Source organism: Microbacterium sp. CPCC 204701, assembly GCF_004010105.1.
Classification (GTDB): Bacteria; Actinomycetota; Actinomycetes; order Actinomycetales; family Microbacteriaceae; genus Microbacterium.
Genome location: NZ_RRYE01000382.1, coordinates 1 through 2,729 on the forward strand (window position 1 = coordinate 1; position 2,729 = coordinate 2,729).

Below are 2,729 nucleotides of genomic sequence, written 5' to 3' on the forward strand. Positions count from 1 at the left end.
CACGCGGACGAGCCGCCACGTCGCGCCCGCCGCGTCGAGCGCGCGCTGCGCTCCCGCGATGAGCCCGTCGGTGATCTGCTCGTGCCATTCGCCCGCGATCACGACGATGTCGAGGCCGCGGCCGTCGACCGGTCCGGTGACCTGGGGTGCTCCCTTGCCGCTCAACGCTCGGCTCCTTCGTGGAGATGGGCGAGCGCGTCGGCGAGATCTTCCTCGGCGATGAGGTGCCCCATGCGATCGCGCTTCGTCGTCAGGTACTGGTGGTTGTTCGGCCCCACGCCCACCAGCAGCGGAACCTGCTCGACGATGTCGAGGCCCAGGTCGCGGAGCTGATTGGCCTTGTCGGAGTTGTTCGTCAGCAAGCGCACCCTTTCGATGCCGAGATCGGCGAGGATGCCGGCGGCCGCCGCATAGTCACGGGCGTCGGCGGGAAGGCCGAGCGCGAGGTTGGCGTCGACGGTGTCGAGCCCGCGCTCCTGCAGCGAGTACGCACGAAGCTTATTGATCAGCCCGATGCCCCGCCCTTCGTGACCGCGCATGTAGATGACGACGCCGCCGTCCTGTTCGATCGCGTCGAGCGCCGCATCCAGTTGCGGACCGCATTCGCACTTGAGCGAGCCGAACGCCTCGCCGGTCAAGCACTCGGAGTGCACGCGCACGAGCGGTGCGCCGTCGAGCTCGCCCGACACCACCGCGATGTGGTCGGTGCCGGTCACGCGATCCTTGTACGCGAGGAACCGGAACTCGCCGTGCGACGTCGGCACCCGCGCTTCGGCGCGCAGGCTCACGCGCCGCCTGTGGACAGGCCGCGCAGCGGGGTCGCGCGGCTCGTGCTCGTCGAGATAGGCGATGAGCTGCTCGATCGTGATGACTGCGAGGTCGTACTGGGCACCGAGCTCCTCGAGTCCCGGGAGCCGCATCATGCTGCCGTCCTCCGCGACGACCTCGCCGATGACGCCGACGGGCGCGAGGTCGGCGAGCCGCATGAGCTCGACCGCGGCCTCGGTGTGGCCGGCCCGCTCGCGCACGCCGCCGTCCACGGCGCGCAGCGGCAGGATGTGGCCGGGGCGGATGACCGAGGCGGGCGTCGAGGTGGGATCGGCGAGGACATTGAGCGTGTGCGAGCGGTCGACAGCGCTGATGCCGGTCGAGATCCGGTCGGCGGCGTCGACGCTCACGGTGTAAGCGGTACCGCGGGCGTCTTCGTTGTTCTCGACCATCGGCGGCAGGTCGAGGCGGTCCGCCCACTCGGCGGGCATCGGCGCGCACAGGAACCCGCTCGTCCAGCGGACTGTCCACGCGACCCACTCGGGTGTGGCCAGCTGCGCCGAGAGCACGACATCCCCCTCGTTCTCGCGGTTCTCATCGTCGGCGACGATGACGGGCCGACCGGCGCGCAGCGCCTCGATGGCCTCGGGGATCGTGGCAAGGCTCATTCCGAGCGTCCTTCCGTCGGAGCGGCCGCAGCCGCGGGGAGTCCAGGGGCCGCCGCCGCGGCCGAGGGGGCGAGCGTTCCCTCGCGGAGCGCGGGTACGGCCGGAGCCGCGAAGGAAAGCAATCGCTGCACGTGGCGGGCGAGGATGTCGGTCTCGAGGTTCACGCGGTCGCCGGGTACCCGTTCGCCGAGGGTGGTGGCGGCGAGGGTCTCGGGGATGAGCGACACCTCGAACCATGCTTCGACACGCTCAGCAACCGGGGACACGGGCTCAGCAACCGTGTTCGAAGGGGCGGCGCTCGCAGCGCTCACGGTGAGCGAGACGCCGTCGACGGCGATCGATCCCTTGTCGACCACGAGAGGGGCGAGATGGGCAGGCAGCGAGATGCGCAGCACGCGCCACTGCTGACCGGGGCGCACGTCGAGCACCTCGCCGGTCCCGTCGATGTGGCCCTGCACGATGTGCCCACCGAGGCGCCCGTGCGCCACCGTGGCCCGCTCGAGGTTGACGGGGCGACCGGGGGCGACGCCGGCCAGCGTGGACATGTCGAGGGTCTGCTTCATCACATCGGCCGTGAATGAGTCGTCGCCCTGGTCGACGACCGTGAGGCACACGCCGCTCACCGAGATGGAGTCGCCGTGCGCGGCATCCGCCACCGCCTTCGGTCCTCGCACGGTCACGCGCACGCCGTCGCCCGAGGGCTCGACGGCGGTGATCTCGCCGATCTCTTCCACGATTCCGGTGAACATCAGCCTTCTCCTTCTTGCCGTCCGTGCGCCGCGGAGGACCGCGGGCTGCCGGCGCTCGCAGTCTCTCGCACGGGCGTGGCGACGATGAGCAGATCGTCCCCGAGGGTCTCGACGCTCGCCACCGCGAGCCGTCGCGCCTGTGCGATCGTCGGCACGCCGATGTCGCGCAGCGCGAGCATGTCGCCGCCGAGCAGCATCGGCGCCACGTAGACGAGCAGTTCGTCGGCGAGCCCCTCGCGCACGAACGACGCCGCGACGGTCGGTCCGCCTTCGACGAAGACGCGCTGCACGCCGCGGATGCCGAGATCTTCCAGCACCGCGCGCAGGTCGTCGCCGGCATACTGCAGGATCGGGCGGGGATGGCGGTGCACAGCGGCGCCGCCTGGCACCTCGCGGGTGCCCAGCACCACGGGCACCGGCTGCTGAGCGAGCAGCGAGCCGTCCGGAGCGCGAGCCGTGAGGGCAGGGTCGTCGGCGAGCACCGTGCCGGTGCCCACGACGATCGCGTCGGAGTGGGCGCGACGGCGGTGCACGTCGGCGCGCG

General features: G+C 71.4%; 3 protein-coding genes and 1 pseudogene. All 4 read right to left on the reverse strand.

Translation table 11 applies throughout. The features are described from left to right. A pseudogene (locus EIO58_RS19380) lies at positions 1-165 on the reverse strand (6,7-dimethyl-8-ribityllumazine synthase); the annotation flags it as partial. Further along, positions 162-1,436 carry a GTP cyclohydrolase II gene (gene ribA, locus EIO58_RS15680; protein ID WP_127820289.1) on the reverse strand — a complete coding sequence of 425 codons (1,275 nt, stop codon included), beginning with the start codon at positions 1,434-1,436 and terminating at the stop codon, positions 162-164. The pseudogene EIO58_RS19380 and the gene ribA, both read right to left, overlap by 4 nt. Beyond that, positions 1,433-2,185 carry a riboflavin synthase gene (locus EIO58_RS15685; RefSeq protein ID WP_127820290.1) on the reverse strand — a complete coding sequence of 251 codons (753 nt, stop codon included), beginning with the start codon at positions 2,183-2,185 and terminating at the stop codon, positions 1,433-1,435. The genes ribA and EIO58_RS15685 overlap by 4 nt, the downstream gene beginning before the upstream one ends. After that, the coding region (locus EIO58_RS15690) for a RibD family protein (protein ID WP_164861772.1) at positions 2,185-2,729 on the reverse strand (545 nt) is incomplete at its 5' end. The genes EIO58_RS15685 and EIO58_RS15690, both read right to left, overlap by 1 nt.